Source organism: Methylobacterium aerolatum, assembly GCF_022179085.1.
GTDB classification, from domain to species: domain Bacteria; phylum Pseudomonadota; class Alphaproteobacteria; order Rhizobiales; family Beijerinckiaceae; genus Methylobacterium; species Methylobacterium aerolatum.
Window position 1 is genome coordinate 205,135 of the sequence record NZ_BPQE01000004.1, and the last position, 19,327, is coordinate 224,461.

General features: G+C 66.8%; 18 protein-coding genes, 1 tRNA gene and 1 pseudogene. 5 read left to right on the forward strand and 15 right to left on the reverse strand.

What is annotated here, in order from left to right; translation table 11 throughout:
* Positions 1–620: 620 nt before the first annotated feature.
* The 8 genes and pseudogenes from MFF06_RS03395 to MFF06_RS03430 all read right to left on the reverse strand — a co-directional run bounded on the left by MFF06_RS03395 (position 621) and on the right by MFF06_RS03430 (position 9,216).
* Positions 621–1,421, reverse strand: coding sequence for an ABC transporter ATP-binding protein (locus tag MFF06_RS03395; RefSeq protein ID WP_238201593.1), 801 nt, complete (start codon positions 1,419–1,421; stop codon positions 621–623).
* On the reverse strand, positions 1,418–2,779 hold the full coding sequence (locus MFF06_RS03400; RefSeq protein ID WP_238201594.1) for an ABC transporter substrate-binding protein: 1,362 nt from the start codon (positions 2,777–2,779) through the stop codon (positions 1,418–1,420). Before MFF06_RS03400 ends, MFF06_RS03395 begins: the two co-directional genes overlap by 4 nt.
* Before the next feature lie 26 nt (positions 2,780–2,805).
* Complete coding sequence (locus tag MFF06_RS03405) at positions 2,806–3,837, reverse strand: branched-chain amino acid ABC transporter permease (RefSeq protein WP_238201595.1); 1,032 nt, start codon at positions 3,835–3,837, stop codon at positions 2,806–2,808.
* Between the two features lie 4 nt (positions 3,838–3,841).
* Positions 3,842–4,735: a branched-chain amino acid ABC transporter permease gene (locus MFF06_RS03410; protein ID WP_238201596.1), complete on the reverse strand. Its 894-nt coding sequence runs from the start codon at positions 4,733–4,735 to the stop codon at positions 3,842–3,844.
* On the reverse strand, positions 4,732–5,592 hold the full coding sequence (locus MFF06_RS03415) for an ABC transporter ATP-binding protein (protein ID WP_238201597.1): 861 nt from the start codon (positions 5,590–5,592) through the stop codon (positions 4,732–4,734). Before MFF06_RS03415 ends, MFF06_RS03410 begins: the two co-directional genes overlap by 4 nt.
* 829 nt (positions 5,593–6,421) lie before the next feature.
* Positions 6,422–7,246 carry a cobalamin-binding protein gene (locus tag MFF06_RS03420; protein WP_238201598.1) on the reverse strand — a complete coding sequence of 275 codons (825 nt, stop codon included), beginning with the start codon at positions 7,244–7,246 and terminating at the stop codon, positions 6,422–6,424.
* A gap of 526 nt (positions 7,247–7,772) precedes the next feature.
* Positions 7,773–8,072, reverse strand: a complete 300-nt coding sequence (locus MFF06_RS03425; protein WP_238201599.1) for a LysM peptidoglycan-binding domain-containing protein — start codon at positions 8,070–8,072, stop codon at positions 7,773–7,775.
* A gap of 28 nt (positions 8,073–8,100) precedes the next feature.
* Positions 8,101–9,216, reverse strand: a pseudogene (locus MFF06_RS03430) (PAS domain-containing protein).
* 245 nt (positions 9,217–9,461) lie between these two features.
* Between MFF06_RS03430 and MFF06_RS03435 the strand changes: the two are divergent.
* The 4 genes from MFF06_RS03435 to MFF06_RS03450 all read left to right on the forward strand — a co-directional run bounded on the left by MFF06_RS03435 (position 9,462) and on the right by MFF06_RS03450 (position 12,455).
* Complete coding sequence (locus MFF06_RS03435) at positions 9,462–10,130, forward strand: sigma-70 family RNA polymerase sigma factor (protein WP_238201600.1); 669 nt, start codon at positions 9,462–9,464, stop codon at positions 10,128–10,130.
* Positions 10,131–10,357: 227 nt separating this feature from the next.
* Positions 10,358–10,786: a PRC-barrel domain-containing protein gene (locus MFF06_RS03440; RefSeq protein WP_238201601.1), complete on the forward strand. Its 429-nt coding sequence runs from the start codon at positions 10,358–10,360 to the stop codon at positions 10,784–10,786.
* A gap of 115 nt (positions 10,787–10,901) precedes the next feature.
* Positions 10,902–11,639: an aquaporin Z gene (aqpZ, locus tag MFF06_RS03445; RefSeq protein WP_238201602.1), complete on the forward strand. Its 738-nt coding sequence runs from the start codon at positions 10,902–10,904 to the stop codon at positions 11,637–11,639.
* Between the two features lie 261 nt (positions 11,640–11,900).
* Complete coding sequence (locus MFF06_RS03450) at positions 11,901–12,455, forward strand: hypothetical protein (RefSeq protein WP_238201603.1); 555 nt, start codon at positions 11,901–11,903, stop codon at positions 12,453–12,455.
* An 81-nt stretch (positions 12,456–12,536) separates the two neighbouring features.
* Here MFF06_RS03450 and MFF06_RS03455 read toward each other — a convergent pair whose 3' ends face one another.
* The 6 genes from MFF06_RS03455 to MFF06_RS03480 all read right to left on the reverse strand — a co-directional run bounded on the left by MFF06_RS03455 (position 12,537) and on the right by MFF06_RS03480 (position 16,690).
* Positions 12,537–12,989: a BA14K family protein gene (locus MFF06_RS03455; RefSeq protein ID WP_370876585.1), complete on the reverse strand. Its 453-nt coding sequence runs from the start codon at positions 12,987–12,989 to the stop codon at positions 12,537–12,539.
* Positions 12,990–13,715: 726 nt separating this feature from the next.
* On the reverse strand, positions 13,716–13,988 hold the full coding sequence (locus tag MFF06_RS03460; protein ID WP_370876568.1) for a hypothetical protein: 273 nt from the start codon (positions 13,986–13,988) through the stop codon (positions 13,716–13,718).
* A gap of 217 nt (positions 13,989–14,205) precedes the next feature.
* Entirely contained in the window at positions 14,206–14,436 is a 231-nt protein-coding gene (locus MFF06_RS03465) for a hypothetical protein (protein ID WP_238201605.1), read from the reverse strand.
* 450 nt (positions 14,437–14,886) lie between these two features.
* Positions 14,887–15,429, reverse strand: coding sequence for a metallophosphoesterase family protein (locus MFF06_RS03470; protein WP_238201606.1), 543 nt, complete (start codon positions 15,427–15,429; stop codon positions 14,887–14,889).
* Positions 15,430–15,683: 254 nt separating this feature from the next.
* Positions 15,684–15,758 (reverse strand) — tRNA-Gly (locus MFF06_RS03475).
* Between the two features lie 65 nt (positions 15,759–15,823).
* A complete protein-coding gene (locus MFF06_RS03480) occupies positions 15,824–16,690 on the reverse strand; it encodes a methionyl-tRNA formyltransferase (protein WP_238201607.1) in 867 nt (288 codons plus the stop codon).
* 230 nt (positions 16,691–16,920) lie between these two features.
* Between MFF06_RS03480 and MFF06_RS03485 the strand changes: the two genes are divergently transcribed.
* Complete coding sequence (locus tag MFF06_RS03485) at positions 16,921–18,444, forward strand: cryptochrome/photolyase family protein (protein WP_238201705.1); 1,524 nt, start codon at positions 16,921–16,923, stop codon at positions 18,442–18,444.
* A 3-nt stretch (positions 18,445–18,447) separates the two neighbouring features.
* On the opposite strand, the gene bcsS is transcribed toward MFF06_RS03485, so the two are convergent.
* Positions 18,448–19,128, reverse strand: coding sequence for a cellulose biosynthesis protein BcsS (bcsS, locus tag MFF06_RS03490; protein ID WP_238201608.1), 681 nt, complete (start codon positions 19,126–19,128; stop codon positions 18,448–18,450).
* Positions 19,129–19,327 lie beyond the last annotated feature (199 nt).

Here is a 19,327-nt window from a genome sequence, read left to right on the forward strand (position 1 = left end):
TACTGCTTCAGCACGGTGAGGTTAGCAAAGGGAGCAGGCCACAGTACGATCCGATAGTGATCGTCTCCGTCGAGGCGATCTTCGCTTAGGGTACCCAGACCGCCATGATAGGCCCGGACCCGCTAAGTACCTGTCAGGACCGCCAGGACGTCGAGCGATCCTCCGGTGCATTCGTGGATTTCAAGCCTGCCTGACGGAAGGTCGAGGCTGGCCTCAGTGACGTGATCCCATTCGTCGAGGTCGAGGTCCGGCGGTTCGTCCACGATCTCGACCCCGACCTGCCACTTGACCGCGTTTGCCCAGGTGCCGCGCTGAAGGCGGCGCCGAAGCCAGAAGCGAGCGCCGGAGGCGGCTACCGTCCGGTTCGCAGCAGCCGAGGTTCGTGGCAGGTGTGAGGCTCAGAGCCAGCGCACCGGATAAGACAACACGGCAGGAATAGTGAGACACGCCCACAGCTATTTGTGAGAGAATTGGACGCATAAATTTTCTTCAATCGCCTTGCGCGCGGTAGAATATCTTAAAGTTTCGAGCGTCAATTTCGCGCATTATGTTTAGTATTGATTCTGATTTATTATCTTATTAACTGAGAAATTATCTCCGATCACCTGATCTCGGTAGCGTCAAACTTCCATGGGCAATGGAGGTCTTTTGGAGACGCGCTGTGCCGGACCCAGTCCGAGATAGACCTGCCGGATGTCGTCGCGGGTACGCAGGTCTGCGGCGAGGCCCTCAAGGATCGAGCGGCCGGTCTCTAGCACGACGCAGCGATGGGCGTGACGCAGAGCGAGGGCGACGTTCTGCTCGGCAACGAGCAGTGTCAGCCCGTCGCTGCGGTTCAGGGCGCCGAGAATGCGGTAGATCTCGTCCGTCACGAGCGGCGCGAGACCCATGGAGGGCTCGTCGAGGACCAGAAGGCGAGGGTGTCCCATCAGCGCCCGGCCAATGGCCGTCATCTGCTGCTCACCGCCGGAGACCAGGCCAGCGGGCAGGCTGCGCTTCTGCGCGAGGCGGGGGAACAGGGCGTAGACCCGCTGCAGGTCGGCCTGGAGTTCGGCCCGTCCCGAGCCGCGACCGAGCCCGCCTGCGATGAGGTTCTCCTCGACGGTGAGACTTCTGAAGCAATGCCGTCCCTCCAGCACGCTCACGAGCCCGTTGCGGACCAGAACATCGGTGCGGGTTCGCGCTACATCGCGTCCCGCGTAGGCCACGCGGCCTGCGGTAATCCTTCCACCGGTGGCGGTCAGGAGGTTCGCGATGGCGCGGAGCAGCGTGGTCTTACCCGCGCCATTCGACCCGGCGAGGGCGACGATCTCGCCCTCGCGCACGGTCAGATCGACACCGGACAGGGCCCGGATGCCGCCGCCGTAGATCGCTTCCAGCGCCTCGACGCGGAGCAGATCTTCTCCGGGCGCGGTGGTCACTTGCCGTCCACCGAGGCCCGCTTGCCGGACTGGATGTCCGCCTGCTCCTCGGCCGCGCAATCGCGGGGTGTCAGGCCGCGTTCCTTGGCATAGGCCGTCGAGGACGCCTCGATGATCGGGCGCAGGGAGGCCCAATCCGGCTTGATCCAGTCGGACACCACCTTCCACTGGGTGCCATCCCATTGCTGGAAGGTGACGCGACCTTCGCCCTCATGGTTGGCGCAGGTCACATTGATCGAGTGGAACAGGCCCTTGGCGCCCAGCGCCTCGACCCGCGCCTCATCGAGCCGCAGATGTTCGAAGCCCCAGCGAACCTCATCGCCCGTCAGGGTGCGGTGGCCGAACTTGGCTTGCGCGATCCGCACCGCCTCCACGTTGAGGATGCCGTTCAGCACGCCGAGGTTGTGATAGACGCTGCCGATCCGTTTCTTGTCCGAGAGATTGCCCGCGCCCTTGTCGTAGACCGTGCGGACGATCTCCTGGATCACCGGATATTGCGCGCCGGAGGCCTGAGTGGTGATGGCGACGTAGCCCTTGGCGGCGTCGGCCGCCGGGATCACGTCCTCCTCGGAGTTCGACCAGACATTGCCGACGATGCGGTTGGCGGGAAAGCCGGTCTTCTGGGCCGTCTTGAGCGCCACCGGGTTCATCACGCCCCAGCCGCGCAGCACCACGTAATCGGGCCGCAGGCGGCGGATGGTGAGCCACTGCGATTGCTGCTCGTTGCCGGGATGCGGCACCTCGATCTGCTCGACCTTGAAGCCGTACTTCTTGGAAAGCAGCTCGTAGATCGGGATCGTCTCCTTGCCATAGGGCGAGCCGTGGTAAAGCACGGCGATGGTCTTGCCCTTCAGCTTGTCGAGCCCGCCCTCGCGGGTGGCGAGGTATTCGACGATCCCCGAGGTCTCGCTGTAGGGGTTCAGGAGCAGCGGGAAGACGAAGGGAAAGACCCGCCCGTCGGTGGAATCCGTGCGGCCGTGGTTGATCGTGATGAGCGGCACCTTGTCGGCGGTGATGCGGTCGATCATGGCGTAGGCGATGCCGACCGAGAGCGGGTTCCAGGCGGCGATGCCGGGGCGCGACTTCAGCCGCTCGTACACCTCGACGCCGCGCTCCACCTCGTACTGCGTTTCACCCTCGCTCCAGGTGAGCTTCACCCCGTTCACGCCGCCATCGCGGCTGTTCACGAGGTTCAAGTAATCGATGAAGCCACCGAAGAAGCCGGTGCCCCCGGCGGCGTAGGGCCCGACCCGGTAGCTCTGCAGCGGGAAGTATTGCTCATCGGCGGAAGCGCCTGCTCCCAGCGCTAGGAGGGCAGCGCCCGCGAGCAAGGCGCGGATCGAGGTCGAGCGGGGCATGGCGGACTCCTTCGGATAGGGCAGGATCAGGCGGACAGCCGCAGGCGGCGCGCGGTCCGGTGGAGGAGGGCTGAGAGGCCGGCGGGTTCGCGGATCAGCACAATGACGATGAGCGCGCCGAGCACGATGCGCTGGACCATCTCGAGGGTGCCGGAATCGAAGCTATCGCCGAGGAGGGCGGCGCCGAGGCGAGACAGCACCAGCGGCAGCACAACGATGAAGCCCGCGCCGAGGAAGGCACCGCGCAGGGTGCCGAGTCCGCCGATGATGACGATGAACAGGATTTGAAAGGAACGGTCGAGGTTGAACCCCGCCGGCTCCACGGTGCGCAGGTAGGCGAAAGCCCAGAGGACCCCGGCGATGCCGACAATGAAGCAAGAGAGTGCGAAAGCCAGCAGCTTGGTCCGAGCCACCTTCACGCCGACGATGCGCGCGGCGACCTCGGAATCGCGGATGGCCACGAGGTTCCGGCCGGTCGGCGAGTTCACGAGCCGCCCTGTGGCGAAGGTCAGGAATGAGACGATGGCGAGCGAGAACAGATAGCGCCCCCGGGCGTCCTCGAAGGACTGGCCCGCCACTACGAGACGCGGGGCGTTGATCACCCCCGAGGGGCTGTCGTTCGACAGCCAGCCGATCCGGTTCAGGGCCCAGGCGACGAAGAACTGCGCGGCGAGCGTCGAGACGGCGAGGTAGAAGCCTTTGAGGCGCAGGGAGGGGAGGCCCGCCACGAGTCCGGCTGCGGCGGCCACCAATCCCGCTCCGAGGATCGATACGGGCAGGGGTAGGCCGGGCACGCGCAAGGACAGGTTGAAGGCGGCGTAGGCCCCCACCGCCATGAAGGCCGACGAGCCGAGCGAAAGAAGCCCGGCATAACCGGTGAGCAGGTTCAGCCCGAGTCCCGCCAGCGCCAGCGCCAGGAACGGCGTCAGGATCGCCTCGAACAGGTAATCGCTGGCCGTCAGCGGCACGAGACCGAATGCGAGCGCGAGGAGGAGCGCGATGCCGACGGGGCCGGAGAGGTCCCGCGGTTTGGCCGGGAGGTCGAGGGCGGTCGACATCGGGTCAGGCCCTCTCGACGCTGCGCTGGCCGAGCAGGCCGGAGGGGCGGATGAGCAGGAGGGCAAGGGCCGCCACGTACGCGATCCAGCCTTCGATGCCGCCACCGATGAAGGGGCCGAGATAGACCTCGGCGAGTTTCTCGGCGGCCCCGACGATCAGCCCCGCCACGATGGCGCCCGCGATAGAATCGAAGCCGCCCAGCACGAGCACCGGCAGCGCCTTGAGCACGACGAGGGAGAGGGAAAACTGCACGCCGAGCCGCGCGCCCCAGAGCAGACCCGCCACCAGGGCGACGATCCCGGAGGCGATCCAGACGGCGGACCAGATCCGCGGCAGACGCAGCCCGATAGAGAGCGCCGCCAGGGGATCGTCGGCTACTGCGCGAAAGGCGAGGCCGGTGCGGGTGTAGCGGAAGAACAGGGTGAGCAGCGCCACCATCAGCCCCGCGACGGCGGCGGCGAACAGATCGAACCGGCTCACCAGAACACCGCCGAATTCGAGCGGCGTATCGTCGATGCCGAGATCGAGCCCGTGGACTTGCGTGCCCCAGACGAGTTGCGCCGCGCCCTCGATCACGTAGGCGACCCCGAGCGTGGCCATGAACAGTGTGATCGGCGGCTGGTTGACCAAGGGGCGCAGCACCGCCCGCTCGACGGCGAGGCCGACCACCACCATCACGGCGAGCGTTGCGATGAGGGCCGCCGGGAAGGGCAGCCCCCACTCCACTAGGCTGACGAAGGTCAGCGCGGCGAACAGCACCATCGCGCCCTGCGCGAAGTTGAGCACGCCCGACGTCTTGTAGATCAACACGAAGCCGATCGCGACGAGGGCGTACATGACGCCCGACAGCAAGCCGCCGACAACGACTTCGACGAAAAAGGAGAGCTCGGGGTTCATGCCGCCTCGCTCTCGGGGTCGCCCTCGACGCCAAGATAGGCGGCGACGACCGCCGGATCGGCCTGAACCTCCGCAGGCGTCCCCTGCGCGATCCGGCGCCCGTGGTCGAGCACCGTCACGCGATCCGAAAGGCGCATCACGACGCCGATATCGTGCTCGATCAGGACGATGGCGCAGCCGAGGTCCTCTCTCGCCTCTCGAATGAAGCGGCTCATCTCGGCCTTTTCGGTGGCGGTCATGCCCGCCATCGGCTCGTCCAGAAGCAGAAGGCGCGGCCTCGCGACGAGGGCGCGGGCAAGTTCCGCCCGTTTCTGAACACCGAATGGCAGGGTGCCGACCGGCCGATGCGCGACCTCGCCGATGCCGAGACGGGCGATCGCCTCCGCCGCGCGCTCCCGGTGAACCTGCGCCTCACGCCGGGCATGCGGCAAGCCAAGCCACTGCGCCGCGAGCCCAGCCCGCTGCGCGCCCGCAAGGCCGGACAGCACGTTGTCGAAGACGCTCAGTCCATTGAACAGTGCGAGATTCTGGAACGTGCGCGCGACCCCAAGCGCCGCCAGCCGCCCCGCCGGGATGCGGGTGAAGCGGGCTTCACCGATGCTCACGCTTCCCGATTGGGGGGCATAGAGCCCGCTGATCGCATTGATGAGGGACGATTTCCCGGCGCCGTTCGGCCCGATGACCGCATGGATCTCACCGGGTTGGACGGAGAGGTCGATCGCCTCGAAGGCAACGGTTCCGCCAAAGGCCAGCGTCAGTTTTTCGACGGCGAGGATCGGGGTTTCGCCCGACTTCGCTCGAGGCCCCGGCGTAACGGAAGGAGCAGGCTGCAACCGTCGCGGCGAGGACTGGCTCAACTGCTTTCTTGCCTCATCCGGCGGTCTCTGAAGACTGGGCAAGGGCGGTGGTGCTGATGACGCCATCGCTCCGGCAGCTTTTCGAAATGAAAATGAATGCATATCTGGCTGAATATTTCGCGGAAAGTCGCGCGAAAATTTAGGAAATTCAACTAATGCATATCTATTGGAATTTCACCTATGCCGTCAAAGGAATTTAAAACTATTGTTCGGGGAAGCTCGATCAAATATTTTTCTCATCCGCGACGACCAGGGGAGGTTCTGCCTGCCTGCCTGCGCTGAGCCATCGCTCATGGTGTCCAGGTGAACAGGCCAAATGCGGAGTGACGCCTTTCACCGCTGCTGGTCCGTGGTTGGGACAGACGGAATCCATCCAACGCAATCATTCTCAGGCGCCCGCCAACGCGACCGCAGCTGGCCGGAAGCGGACCTTTCTCAACAAATTTGATCACGAACGGCTTCGAAATCTCGCGACGCTGCGTTCCAGAAGACCCCTTCTGTGAATGGCCGATCGCAGGCGGCGGCGTCCGCTTACGGAGTGTCGTCAAAGCCATCTGGATGATCGCGACGGGCGCAATGCCGGACGACCGGTTATGCGCTTATCGGCAATCCGGCATGGCGTCGTCTGGCCGTCAGCGGAATGACCGCTCCCAGGATGAGAAACAAGGAAGCAGACCTTTGTCGCGGCCCAGGGTCTCGTCTCTGTGTGCCTGGTTTCGGACCATCCACCCTGCGGATTCCAATGGTCGCTTGGATGGCGAAATCCGCTTGGAAGGCGAAGTGGCCCTGAATGCGGCGGCCATGACATCAGCATGTCATGGCTCATGCGTTACGGCTGACCGTCGACTGAGATCGGCGCAGGTGAACGATGTATTGGGGCGGTTAGGGCACGCAGAATGGCGTCGAGCCCATCGGTAAGTGCTGCCGGCCCCGGCTGCAGGATGAGTGGCGACTTGATCTCGACGATCCGTCCCGCCGCGACCGCCGGCATCGACGACCAGCCGGGCCGCGAAGCGATGCGGGACGGCACCACCTTTTTCCCGCACCACGATGCCAGGATGACGTCCGGCCGGGCGGCCAACACCGCCTCCGACGTGACGATGCGGTCCTTGGCGGCCGGCTGCTTGGCGAGTTCGGGGAAGACGTCGTCACCGCCCGCTATTCGCACGAGCTCGGATACCCAACCGATGCCGGAGATCAGCGGCTCGTCCCATTCCTCGAAGTACACCCGGAGCCGCGGGCGTCCGTGCGATTGCCCGGCGACCGTCGTCAGTCGTTCCTCGTAGCCGCGAGCGAGCGTCTCCGCGCGGTCCTTCGCATCCACCAGGGCGCCCACCGTCCTGATCATGGCGAGGATGCCGGCCACGTCGCGCTGGTTGAAAAGGTGGACCGCGACGCCGGCTCGGGCGAGGTCGGCCACGATGCCGGCCTGCATGTCCGAGAAGGCCAAGACCAAGTCCGGCGCGAGTGCCAGGATCTTGGGGATGTCGGCGCTGGTGAAGGCCGAGACCCGGGGCTTCTCGCGACGCACCTGCGGCGGACGGACGGCGTAGCCGGAAACTCCGACTATTCGGTCCTGCTCGCCCAGCAGGTAGAGCGTCTCAACCGTCTCCTCGGTCAGGCAGACGATCCGTTCAGGCGGGAAGCGATGCATACCCACCCATAGCGCAAGCGACCGCCCGATGTCCGCGAGGGGCTTAGGAGTAGCGGGCGTACCAAAGCCACGCTGGCCCGTCCTCCCGCCTCGGGCTCTTGAGGCCAAGCTGTAACGCGTAGCGCATGGCGTGACCTGTGACGTGTTACCCTCGGCAAGCCGAGGCACCCTGGGCGCCCGAGAGACCGTGGCCGTCCGCCACACTCCGCAGGACATCGACCGTATCGAAGCCGCGCTCGCCGTCGATGTGAAGCCGACCCTCCTTTCCCCGGCTCCCCAAAGTCCTGAAGCGGGACGAAGGCCGCCTAGTGCAGTGACGCACTCACCTCGTTCATGCGTGTCTGCACTCGCTCATTGTTCTTGCATCAATTTTTCCAGTCTCGGCTGACACCTCCGACTGGATCGATGCACTAGACATCGACGCCGAGAAAAGCGGTGGCGTGCAGGCTTCGGTTTTTCGGCCTAACCAAGGTTGGGCGACGCCCCCGTTTCCGGTCGTCCCTGTCGGCGCGCGAGGGTGCCGCACTCATGGGCCCGCTCGCGCGCCGACCTTGTCGGCCTCCGGGCCCTTCACGTTCGGCAACACGAAGACCTGTCCGGGGTAGATGAGGTCCGGGTCGCGGATCTGGTCCTGGTTGTACTCGGCGACCTGGCCGCTCACGCCGCCCTGACCGGCATGGCGCAGCGCGCGGGCGCCGCGATCGTCGGCATCCTCGGCGTAGTCGGAAGCGTCGTCGGCTGCGGAATTCCTCCCTTCGGTCATCGCCAAGCCGTCAGGTGCGAGAAAAATGCAGATTCCGTGAAAAGATCCATCAATCTTCGTCATCAATGGGCAGCATATACCGGTAGATGGATCACGTTGTTCTCTGGACGTGGAGGGAAAATGCGTTTTCGCGCCCCCAAATGACGGCATCGCTGCGCTTGTGGACACCGATCTTGCGGTAGAGGACAGCCCCGTGGTTGCGTACGAGGTTCGCCCCGTCCTCGCGGCGCAGGCAGACCTCGGCGTCGAGGACGTAGCCTGTCCGCTCCAGGGCGGACTCGAATTCGCTCCTGTGCCGCTCGTTCACCTAGAGGCCGGCCTTCTCGAGGCCACGGCCGACGACGGCGTCCTCCCCAATTCCGAAGACGCGGGTGAAGGTCTCGTCGATGCCGGTAACCCGGAAGTTCCCTGCCCGCGCCAGAACGGTCGGAACCGGGGTGATCCGGAACGCCTTGGCGAAACGCGCCTCGCTCTGGCGAAGCGCCGTCTCGGCCTTCCGACGGAGTTCGAGGTCCGCGAAGGTGAACAACATGCACGGCTCGTCGCCCAACTCGATGGGTTGGCCGGCGACGATGACGAAGCGGCTGCCGCCGTCGGGCAGGGAAAGGCAGGCCTCCATCTGAGGGATGGTGCCACCCTCCTTCAGACGGGAGATGCCGAGGTCGCGGTGGCGTGCCCGCGCCAGCACGTCGACCTCGTCGACGCTGCGCCCGAGGACGGCGTCACGGGTGAAGCCGGTCATCTCAAGGAAACCCGTGTTGACCTTTACGTGCCGGAGCTCCGACAGGCGGGTGATCACCGCCGGGGCGGGATTGGCATCGAAGGTCGCTTCGAACCGGTCCTCCGCCTCGAACTGGTCGGTGACGTCCTTGAGGATCAGGGCGAGGCAGCTCGGCTTGCCCTCGCGGTGGGTGGCCACGGGGCTCCGCAGGCTGTGCACGACGTCCTGTTCGGGCCTGTCGGTGCGCCGGACCTCGACGATGACGACGTGGAAACGCTCGCCCTCCGCGACCCGCTCGATGAGATACTGGTTCGGGGTAACGGTGTTGCGGTAGCGCAGGCAGAACCGCTCACGGTACTCGTCGACCGTGGGGCCGAGTTCCTCCAGGCTGCCCGCGCCATGCATCGCGAGCGCGGCCTCGTTCGCGTAGGCGATGGTCTGGTCGGGCTCGATTAGGATCACGCCCTCGCTCAGGCCGGCGATGATCTACCGGAGTTCATGCCTGTCGACGCCCGCCGTCACGGCTTGCCTCGTCCTTTCCCACGACAGCCGCCCATTCGGCAGCACGCATGAACAGGTTGCGCGCAAGCTGGTTCCGAAATTTATTTTAGGATCCCGGTATGCCCGTACCATTGAAGTGGAGACCGGCGGCCTGACATTCATGCCGACCGAGCCCGGTGGCCGCTGGACCGCTTTGGGCCCTAATTTCAAGACGATGATGAGCCTGACCCGTGCCGCTTGTCGCCGAACAATTCCGTTCGCCTGCCATCTTCGGCGCCGTGATCTCATTGGCCGGTGCCGAGATCGGACGAGACCTACGGGATTACTACCCAGAAGTTGAGATGATCGACGGCGCCTCGCCCCTGGCCGAGGCGCTCCGGCGCCTGTCCGAGGCCTTGGATAGGTTCGAGGCGCGAACGGGGGATGGCTTCGCGGCCGAACTCGTCGCGGCAGTGCCCCAGCTGCGCCGGTACGCGCTCTCGCTGACCCGGAACGCAGCCGAGACTGAGGATCTGGTCCAGTTCACCCTGCTCAAGGCATGGGAACATCGTACCAGCTACCGGCCCGGTACCGGCCTGAAGGCTTGGCTATTCACAATCCTGCGCAACGGCCACCTCAACGGGCGGATGAAGTATCGCCGGGAGGTGCCGGATCCGGAAGGCACGCATGCTGCCGGGCTGTCGAGCCTCGCCGACCAGGAGCACCGTCTCGACGTGCAGGACATGCGGGACGCGCTCGACCGGCTTGGGCCCGACCAACGCGAGGCCTTGCTCCTCGTCGCCGTGGAGGACTTGACCTACGAGGCTGCCGCCGAGCGGCTCGGCTGCAGGCCCGGCACGGTGAAGAGCCGGGTCAGCCGTGCCCGCGACCGCCTCGCCGCCGAGCTTGGGGAGCCCTGAGTCGTGGCCGCCGACGAGACGCCGGGGCAAGCGACCGTGTCGATGCCCGATGACCCGACCCTCGTAGCGTCTGCGGTCAGGGCCGGCATCGACGCCCTCCTAGCCGAGCGTGCGCCTGCGGAGCGGGACGCCTTCTGGCGAGCGGTCGCGCTCTACTACGCGCCACCGCCGAAACACCGGGAACCATCCGAACCCCAGACCAAACACGCCGACCAGGAGACCGTACCATGAGACGCCGCCATTTCCTCGCGGGCATCCTGCTCGCGGCCACCCCCGCAACGGCACAGTCGCCCGCAGCGGTGCCGGGCGCGCCGGCCACGCTGAACGACGACCTCAAGGTGCGCTTCGTCGCCCAGGCCCACGACGACCTCGTCGCATCGAAGCTCGTCGGGCTGAGCATCCGCAATAGCGCCAACGAGACGGTCGGATCGGTCGCCGACGTGGTCTTCGACGACAAGCGCGGGATCAAGTCCTACGTCGTAAGTGTCGGCGGCTTCCTCGGCCTGAACGCGAAGTACGTCGCCGTGGCACCCGACACGCTGCAGTTGAACCGCAAGGATGGCGGGACGCTAGACGCCGTCATCGAGACTGACAGGGACCAACTCCGGGCCGCGCCCGAGTACGTCTACCTCGGCTCGGAGCCGTCGAAGAAGTAGCCGTCGCCCCCTTGGGCGGACCCGCCATGGCCCCCGTGCCGGGCGGGCTCCGAGAGCAGGTCACGGAAGCCATTGATCACCTGAATCCACGAGACTGTTCCGAAGGAGAACGACCATGGACCATGACCTGAAACGCCGCACGGCGGCCGAGTTCTTCGGCACCTTCTGGCTCACCTTCGGCGGCTGCGGCGCCGCCGTGCTGTCGGCGGCCTTCCCCGAACTTGGGATCGGCTTCGTCGGCGTCGCCTTGGCCTTCGGGCTGACGGTGCTCAGCATGGCCTACGCGGTCGGACACATCTCCGGCGGTCACTTCAATCCTGCCGTCACCCTCGGTCTCTGGGCCTCCGGGCGCTGCGCGAACAAGCACGTCGTGCCCTACATCCTGTCGCAACTCGTCGGCGCCATCGCGGCGGCGGCGGTGCTCTACCTGATCGCCTCAGGCAAGGTGGGCTGGGTGCCCAAGGGCTTCGCCTCGAACGGCTACGGCGCCCTCAGTCCCGGGAATTACGGGCTGACCGCCTGCCTCGTCACCGAGGTGCTGACGACCTTCTTCTTCCTGATGATCATCATCGGCTCGACCTCGAAGGGTGCAGCGAGTGGCTTCGCCGGCATCCCCATCGGCTTCGCCCTGGTGCTGATCCACCTCGTCTCGATCCCGGTAACCAACACCTCGGTGAACCCGGCCCGCTCGACCGGTGTCGCCCTGTTCGCGGGCGGCGAGTACGTGGCGCAGCTCTGGCTCTTCTGGCTCGCTCCCATCGCCGGTGCGCTGATCGCGGGAGCCTTCGCCAAGTGGCTCTACGACGACGGCCGGATCTACGACACCGTCGTCGTCGAGAAGCGGGCGGCGTGAGCCCGACCGCTTGGGCTTCGGTGCCGGTCGATCCGTCCCTCCAGACGGTCGCCGTCCCGGCTCGTATGGGAACCGATTTCGGGCGCCCGGGGCATTCCCGGGGGCCTGTCCCACATTTTCGAGGTCGTTCCGGAGGCTCTATCCGATCAGCGTCCGGGGCGGCGGCGGGGTCGGGCGCATGCATCTCTCCGGGCGCGCGTCCGGCGCCCGTCCCTTTCCCTCCGGGTTTCGCCCGGGCCACGTGCCGGACGGTTCGGCCCGATGCTTGAAATGGATGCCCACGGCGGCGATGCGCGTCGACACCTCCTCGACCGATGGGCGATCGGGGAGGCCAAGGTCGCCGGTCTCCATGGGGTCGAACTCGCAGCCATCCTGCTCGGCCGTTCGCCGACCGAGATAGTCCAGCCCGAGGCGGGCGAGGAGCCGCAAGCCTACGCGGACCGGGCGGTCGCCCAACTCCTCCGCCTCTACGTCAGGCGCTGGCACGGCGGCGCGGGCGGATGCGCAACCCCCGTGACGCCGCCGACCGTACTCGTTCAACGTTGTGAGACGATGTTCGAAAACCAGGAAGCCGCACAGCGGCGAATCGCGCTGCTGCAACGGATTGCGGATGCGCTCGGGGTGCCAGTCGAGAGCCTTAGGGACGGGGCCGCGTCGACGCCGTGGAGCGAAGCGTCCGCCCTCCTGGAAGCCTTCACCGCCATCACGGACGTGCAAGGCCGCCGACGCGTCCTGGCCATCGCGCAGGAAGAGGCCGCCCGCAGCGAGGGCAAAGCCGATGCGGCCCTCGCCGTCGGGGACGGGACGACGTCCTGACGCCTGAATAGCTCATCGATATGAAGAGGCCCCGGCCGCTGCTCAGCGGCCGGGGCCTGGGCTCAGGAGATATTCACCGGGTTACGGGCAGGGATGGCGGAAGCCGTCGTAGCCGAGGTAGGTTCCCGAGACAGGGTCGTACGAGCCGTAGCGCGCGGCGCAGTAGGCCGAACCGCGGACGGCGACCGGGCGGGCGTAGACCACCGGGGCGGGGGTCTCATACACCGCGACGGGCCGGGCCGCGCTGCTGGCGGCCGCCGAGCCGATCACGGTGCCGGCCGCGAAGCCCAGCAGTCCCGCTCCGACCGCTGCGCCGACGCCCGGGCCACGGCGATAGCCATAGCCGCCGCGCCAACCGCCGAACCCGCCGCGGTGCCAGCCACCGTAGCCGCCCCGGAACTGAGAGTAGGACACCGGCAGGGTGCCGGCCCGCAATGCGTCCATGGCCCTTCCGGCGTGAGCGGCCTCGGACGCCTGGGCGGCCGGGGCCGCGAGGCTGGCCAGCACAGCCAGGGTGGCGACGCCGATCTTCATCGTCATCGAATGGTACTCCATCGTTTGGGTCGAAAGCGCCCTGGGCGCTCTCATGGACGCTAAGAACAATGGACCTGGATGCCAGTTCCGTATTGGTGGGTGATATTTGGTTTCTCGAATGTTTCATTCAATCAAAGAAGAGCTGCCATGCTTGGCTTCATGTCTCGCGTGATGGGCAATCTCGACCGAGATCAGCGGCTTCACGGCAAAGGGCTTAAAAATAATTCAAATATCCAAAATGGGTGAAAATCTTACTGGTAACGAATGACCAAAGACGCGGCATCCGCACCGGATTGCTATCGGTCGAGGACGCTGGACGGCGGAAGCACCCGATTTCCAGCCGGCGCCGCAGGTGCCGAGAAATCGGGGTGTGCGGCGGAGCAAGTCGACCGTCGGCTCGAAGCCTCGGCCAGCCGATGGAGATGTCGGCCCTTGTGCCGAAAGGGTTCTCACGGAGCGGTGATGGTCCGCCCGTCTTCGGCGACGACCATGGCGGGGTGTCTGCCTCACGCCATTGCGACTGCACCTGCCAGCCCACTCCGGAAGCAGGGCGGCGAAAGCGGATTGAACGATCATCCGCCCGATCCCTGTCCGACGGTGCCGAACTGTCTGTGGATCGACAATTGTCGCACGAACGGCCCGAGGCCGGCATTGAGTGCCGGCCTCGGGCTTCGTCAGTCGTCGTTCGAGCCGATGAGATACCGCGATGAACGCGGCACCCAGACGTCAGTAGCCTACGTAACCACCGGCACCCTGGGCAGGACGAGCCGCGACGTTGGTGCCTGCGGCCGGGGCGACCTGCTGGCGCTCTGCCTGGCGGTTGGCCAGGGCGCGACCGGCCGCGCATCCGCCGATCGCACCGAGCACGCCATGCCCGGCGTAATGTCCGGCGATGCCACCGACGATGGCTCCCTTGATGCAGCCCTTCGCCTCGGCTGCCTGACCGGCGGCCAGAAGGGCGCTCGCCGCCATAGCGGCCACGGCGACACGCTTCATCATGATAATTTCCTCCTCGGCATCAGTGCCGCGAGCAGCATCTAAGCGTCCCCAATGCGGATTTAAGAGGCGAGGACGCCGAGATTTCGAATAACTTTTTGCCGTAGATTTGGAACTTATTGCAAGAGACGGCATCCTTGACCGCGATATAGAGTTGCGCTCGAAATGAATGCTGAGTGAATGGCTTCAGCCGGCAAGCCGCGGCGTCATTGCACCCTCATCAGGCCACGGCTCGCCTCGGCGAAGGCATACCCCGGCCCACGAGGCGGACGGTGCGGGCCTGCAGCCGGGCCCGGTCATCGACCGCCCGTCCCGCCGCTTGGCAGAGCGCGGCCATCATGTCCGCCCAGGTGTAGGACATCGCCAGCGCGAGGAGGACCGCTGTCTCCGCCAGCCGCACTGGGAGCCGAACGGTTGCGTCAGCTAGCCGCCCGACTTCGCTCTCCATCATGGTTCGCTCCTGGAACGACGACGGCCGCCCACCTCGCCGGCGGGCGGCCCTCTCGTTAGCCGAGATGCTCGGACGCCGTCGGCAACCCGCCCCGCCCTGGCACGGGGAACGATCGGAACCGTGCCGGACTATGCCGCAACGCCAATGGCCAGTGTCGCCGCGCCGCTTGGTGTCCAGGGGCGGGGCATTGCGGTCGCCGGACACGGCGGCGGGTCATCGTCGTCGTCTTTCCGGCGGGAACGGACAAACCTGTGCAGCGTCTTCAAGCGTGGGGATCGCTTGTCCCGCCCCCGGCTCGCCGGATCCTCGCCGCCGCCGACCTCGTCGTCGTATCCCCGATCCCGATCTGCGAGGTTGGCAGCATCCTGATCGGCACGCGTCCGGAGCGGAAGCTGCGCCGAATGCCCGATGAGGACGTCCAGGCTCGCACGGACTTGGCATTCTGATCGCCTAGTCGCGGCGCCGGATCTCCCGGCGCTCCTCGGCGTCGAGCGTCACGCCCACAAGCCGGGTCCGGACGTCGGCGATCCGACTCGGCGCGTATCCCCAGCTGTCGACTCCGACGTCGCAGGACCCCTTGGGGTCCGGCACGGGCCGGTGCGTGTGGCCGTGCAGGTGCAGCGTCCGACCGAGCGCCCCCCACGCGCGCACAGGGTCGTGGCAAGCGACGATCCGGACGGCGTCGGCGGCGATCTCCACGGGCTTCTCCGGCGGCCGCGCCCACGGCAGGGCGAGCACTTCGTCCGTGTCGTGGTTGCCCTTCACGAGGAACTCGGTGCCGTGCAGGCCGTCGAAGATCTCGCGCAGCGTGTCCGCGTCGTGGCCCAGGGCGAAGTCACCGAGGTGCCAGACGTGATCGCCCGGGCGGACCTTCGCATTCCAGGCGCCGATCAGCGCCACATCGATCTCGATCACATCGTGGAAGGGGCGCTCGCACATGCGGATGATGCCGCCTTGGCCGCAGTGCGTGTCGGCCGTGAACCAGATTGCCATCGTGGGAATGCAAAAATCGAGCGCGGCCGCACAGCCTCCCGGCGGCGGATGGCTGGCCGGTCAGGCCAAGCGGCGTTTCGATTTGCGGAGGGTCTTCCTGGGTGCAATCGTGCGCCGGGCCCCGGATGGCCGCAAGCTCTGATTCGTCAAGGGATTGAGGGCTTTGCGTTGAATCCCCGTTTTATCCACCCGTTTCGGGGGGCGCCGAGGTTGAGGATACCGCCGCCAGCCGTTGCGCTGCGGGGGGAAAGCTTTGGAGCGGGCGATCGGGATCGAACCGACGACATTCAGCTTGGGAAGCTGACGTTCTACCACTGAACTACGCCCGCACGGCGGTGAGGGTTAGGCAATCCGCCCCGTCCTGTCCAGCCGAAAATGGTGGCCGGGCGGCGGGTCAGCGACCGGTCTGGGTGGACTCCGCGAGGGAGAGGGGCGACCAGCGCAGGATCTGCACGAAGCCGTCGCGGGCGGCGACGACCACGTGGCGGCGGTGCTGGTGCACGACCGTGCCGGGGGGGTGGCCGTGGGCCTCGCGCCAGCCCTGGGCCTCCGCGATGTAGGCGCGCTGGTCGCCGAGGCGCGCGATGGTCTCGACAGTGCCGAACGCCCGGACCCGGCGCAGGATCGCCTCGACTTCCTGGCGGAAGTCGAGGGTCCGGTCGCCGTCGTTGGCCCGCGCCCAGTAGGAGCCGTCACCCTGCGGCTCGGCCCGCTTCCAGCGCGCCGGAAGCTCGCGCGCCAGCGGGCCGGCGGCGATCCGCCGGGCCGCCATCTGGCACTTGGCGAGCAGCGCTTCGTGCGTCTCCGTCGCCGACAGGGGGAAGATGTCCTGCGCGAGGATGTCACCGGTGTCGAACCCATCCTCCGCGAGGACGTGGGCCGTGACGCCCCAGGTCTCGTAGCCGTCGAGGATGGCGCGGAAGAGCGGATAGGGGCCGCGGCCGGTGGGCAGCGGCGAGGGATGGAAATTCAGGGCGTAGTTCGCCCGCCCGCGCCAGCCCCGGACCAGCCACGGATAGCCCGCCACCACGAGGGCCCAGTCCTTGCCGTGCGCCGCGTGCAGGCCGTCGAGGTCCTCCTGCCGGATGCGGGACAGCTGGACGGGGATCCGCTCGGCGCGGGCGCGGGCCACCACGACCTCGTTGTGATCGTAGATCCCGTCGCAGGGCCGGGAGAACAGCTTCACCGGCGTCCATCCCGCAGCGATCAACGCCTCGAACACGCCGCCGAGGAAATCGATGCCGGCAAACGCGAACTTCATGCGATCCCCTGCGACTCCGTGGTCCGGGACAGGCCCGGTTTGCCCGATTCCCGAAGGTCGGCCCCAGCTTTACCCTGTTCGCGCCTGGGGTGGGACCGGGAACGGTGCCGCCCCCACCCCGCGTGGGGGAGATCGGTTTGGCCAAGCGACCGCAGGGACAATCGGGCGGCAGGGAGGCCAAGGCGTCGCCCAAGGGCACGCGGAAGGCGACCGCCGGACCGAAGGGCGCGCTGCGCCTCGTCCTCGGCGATCAGCTCAACACGCGCATTGCGAGCCTCACGGATCTCGATCCCGAGCACGACACCGTGCTGCTGGTCGAGGTGCGGGACGAGGCGACCTATGTCCGCCACCACAAGCAGAAGATCGCCTTCCTCTTCGCCGCCATGCGCCACTTCGCGCAAGGGTTGCGCGACGAGGGCGTCAATGTCGCCTACGTCGAACTGACGGATCCCGGGAACACCCACAGCTTCACGGGCGAGCTCGAACGGGCGCTCGCCCGCCTGTCCGTCGGCCGGGTGGTGGTGACGGAGCCGGGCGAGTGGCGGGTGTGGGAGATGATGCAGGATTGGCGGGAGACCCTCTCGGTCCCCGTGGAGATCCGAGCCGACAACCGGTTCCTCTGCCCCCGCGAGGACTTCGCCGGGTGGGCCGAGGGCAAGCACCACCTGCGCATGGAGACCTTCTACCGGGGGATGCGCAAGCGGACCGGTCTCCTGATGGAGGGTGGGGAGCCGGTGGGCGGTCGCTGGAATTTCGATGCCGAGAATCGCAAGCGCCTGCCCAAGGGCCACCGCGTGCCGGACCGGATCGGCTTCCAGCCCGACGCCGTCACCCGCGAGGTCATCGCCCTCGTCGAGCAGGAGTTCGCGGATCATTTCGGCGACACCGCCGCCTTCTCGTGGCCGGTCACCCGCGCCGACGCGCTCGCGGCCCTCAAGCACTTCATCGCCGAATGCCTGCCGACCTTCGGCGACTATCAGGACGCGATGAAGGGCGGCGAGCCCTTCCTCTACCACGCTCTCCTCTCCCCGGCCCTCAATGCGGGGCTGCTGACGGCGGAGGAGGTCTGCCGCGAGGCCGAGCGCGCCTACAAGGACGGCGAGGCCCCGCTCCATTGCGCGGAGGGGTTCATCCGGCAGATCCTGGGCTGGCGGGAATACGTCCGGGGACTCTACTGGGCGCGGATGCCCGAGTACCGGGCGAGCAACGCCCTCGACGCGGGCCGCCCCCTGCCCTGGTTCTACTGGTCGGGCGAGACCGACCTGAACTGCATCCGCCAGGTCGTGGATCAGACCCGCAGCCACGCCTACGCCCACCATATCCAGCGGCTGATGGTGACGGGCAACTTCGCCCTGATTGCCGGTCTCTCACCCGCCGAGGTCGAGGAATGGTACCTCGTCGTCTTCGCGGACGCCTACGAATGGGTCGAGTTGCCCAACGTCCACGGGATGGTGCTCTGGGCCGACGGGGGCGTCATGGGCTCGAAGCCCTACGCCGCCTCCGGCGCCTACATCGACCGGATGTCCGACTATTGCGCGGATTGCGCCTACGACGTCCGCACCAAGAATGGCGAGCGGGCCTGCCCCTTCAACTACCTGTACTGGAACTTCCTGATCGAGAACGAGGAGATCCTGTCCGGCAACCAGCGCATGGCCATGCCCTACCGTACCCTGGCCAAGATGGACGAGGCGCGGCGCAAGGAGATCCGGCGTGACGCCAGCCGGTTCCTCGCATCGCTGTCACCCGAGCCCTGAGGATCACCACTCCCGCCACGTCGCCAGGCCGAGATAGGGGCCGAGTTGCCGCTCCGGCGTCACCTGCCCCCCGGCGGAGAGGCGCAGGTGCAGGCCCGCGATCGCGAGATCGGTGACGTGGAGCCCGAAGAACCATTTCCGGTAGCCCGTGGCGTCGGCGTAGAGGCCGATCTCGGGTCCGAGATAGGTCTCCTTCAGCCGGAAGCCGCCCGCGGCGCGGGCCCAGACACTGGTCCGCGCGGTCCCGGCGACGAGGGATCCCTGGAACAGCGTCGCTTCGCTCGGACGCAGCCATGCCTCGGCCTGGACCCGGAGACCCGTCCGCACGGTCCTCCGCACGAAGTTCTCGCCGTCGCTGACGATGGTCAGCGTCGCCTCCGGCCCGGCGAAGAGGCCGACGACCCCCTCCTCCCGGTACCATTGATAGCCGAGAACGCCCGACGCCGTTGCGACGGTGCGGCCGATCTCGGCCGTCCCGCCGTCGACAGTTCCGATCCGCTCCCGCCGGGCGCCTCCGCCGAGACTCACGATGAGGGCCGGGCCGCTCTCCTTCAGGGCGATCTTGAACCCCGAGGTGTTGAAGCTCGACGTGCCGGCCTCCAGGCTGCCGAAGACGACCCGGTCGAGTTCGGCGTCGGAGGCTTCCGCCCTCCGGGACAGGTCACCCCACGCCGGGACGAGCAAGACAATGAGGGGAATCGCGCCGCGGGAAGCGCGCCGATGAGAGCGCAACGGGCGCTGATCCTGTGGAGGCTTTCCGTATTAAGGCCATTCATGATTCCGGATGCAATGGCTTATTGCGTCGATGAACAAGACGAATGCGGACAATCCTTCATGGCGCAAAAACAATGCTTGGTTGATGCTGTGAAACTCTGAAGAAACA